At 62.2% G+C, this 1,578-nt stretch carries 1 protein-coding gene; it reads left to right on the forward strand.

Features of this window, described 5'->3' with window-relative positions; genetic code table 11:
- Positions 1 to 69: 69 nt before the first annotated feature.
- Positions 70 to 1,509: an IS1182 family transposase gene (locus LOX95_RS14160; RefSeq protein WP_242915703.1), complete on the forward strand. Its 1,440-nt coding sequence runs from the start codon at positions 70 to 72 to the stop codon at positions 1,507 to 1,509.
- Positions 1,510 to 1,578 lie beyond the last annotated feature (69 nt).

Below are 1,578 nucleotides of genomic sequence, written 5' to 3' on the forward strand. Positions count from 1 at the left end.
GAGGCTGTGTAAAAACGGCTTCCATTCGAGCGAATTAGGTTAGTCTCCTGAGGTCTTCAGGAGGTGGGTATGAGCCGCTTCGTTCAGGGTGTAGATCGCCGGCAGCAGACGCTGCTTCCCGAGTGTCTCGATGACTATGTGGCCGAGGATAATCCCGTCCGGGTCGTCGATGTCTTTGTCGATGAGCTGGATCTGAAGGGTCTGGGCTTCGAGGGGATGACGCCTGCGGCGACGGGCCGACCGGCCTATCACCCGGCCATGCTGCTGAAGCTCTATGTCTATGGCTACCTGAACAAGGTGCAATCCAGTCGCCGTCTGGAACGCGAGGCACAGCGCAATGTCGAGCTGATGTGGCTGACGGGGCGGCTGGCACCGGATCACAAGACCATCGCCGATTTCCGCCGTGAGAACGGCGCGGAGATCCAGGCGGCCTGTGCCCAGTTCGTGGTGCTGTGCCGCCAGCTTGGTCTGTTCGGTACGGCCTTAGTTGCCATCGACGGCTCGAAGTTCAAGGCGGTCAACACCCGCGACAAGAACTTCACCGCCTACAAGGTGAAGCGGCGGATTGAACAGGTCGCCGAGCACATCGCCGGCTACCTGCAGGACCTCGACACGGCTGACCGGCATGAGGGCGAGGCTACCGAGGCGCGCTCCGGGCGACTGATCGAGAAGATCGAGCGGTTGCGCGCCCAGATGGCGATGCTGAAAGTCATGGAGGCCGAGATCGAGGCGGCACCGGACGGTCAAGTTTCCCTGACCGATCCCGACGCACGCGCCATGGCGACGTCCGGTCGCGGCAGCGGCATCGTCGGCTACAATCTCCAGTCCGCCGTCGAAGGCGAGCACCACCTGATCGTTGCTCACGAAGTGGTCATGACCGGCTCGGATCGGCAGCAGTTGGCCTCTATGGCAGGAAAGGCCAAGGCCGCCATGGGCGTCGAGACGCTCGAAGTGTTGGCAGACCGGGGCTACTTCTCCGGGGAGGAAATCTTGGCCTGTGAGGCCCTCGGCGTGACGCCCTTCGTGCCAAAGCCGTTGACGTCAGGAGCTAAGGCGAACGGACGCTTTGGCAAGCAGGATTTCGTCTACCTGCCAGATCAGGACGCCTATCGTTGCCCGTCAGGAGCGCTGCTGCCTCACCACATGACGAGCGTCGAACGTGGCCAGACCCTGCATCGCTACTGGGACCGGGCCAGTTGCACCGGTTGCCACCTCAAGCCGCAATGCACGCCCAGCGTCGAGCGCCGGGTCACGCGCTGGGAGCATGAGGCGGTGATCGATGCCCTCCAGATGCGGATGGACCTGAGACCCCGCGCCATGCGCGAAAGGCGAAGCCTGGTCGAACACCCGTTTGGCACGATCAAAGCCTGGATGGGCCACACTCACTTCCTGATGAAACGACTACCCAACGTGAAGACCGAGATCAGCCTCCACATCTTGGCCTACAACATGAAGCGGGTGATGGCCGTACTGGGAACGAAGCCGCTGATGGAGGCGATCAGGGCATGAGATGATGGCGCTCTGCGCCTCAATGCCCGATGCGCGTCAAACCAGCCCAGAACGTTTTTACACGGCCTC

The sequence above is a fragment of the Brevundimonas pishanensis genome, assembly GCF_022750635.1.
Lineage (GTDB): Bacteria > Pseudomonadota > Alphaproteobacteria > Caulobacterales > Caulobacteraceae > Brevundimonas > Brevundimonas pishanensis.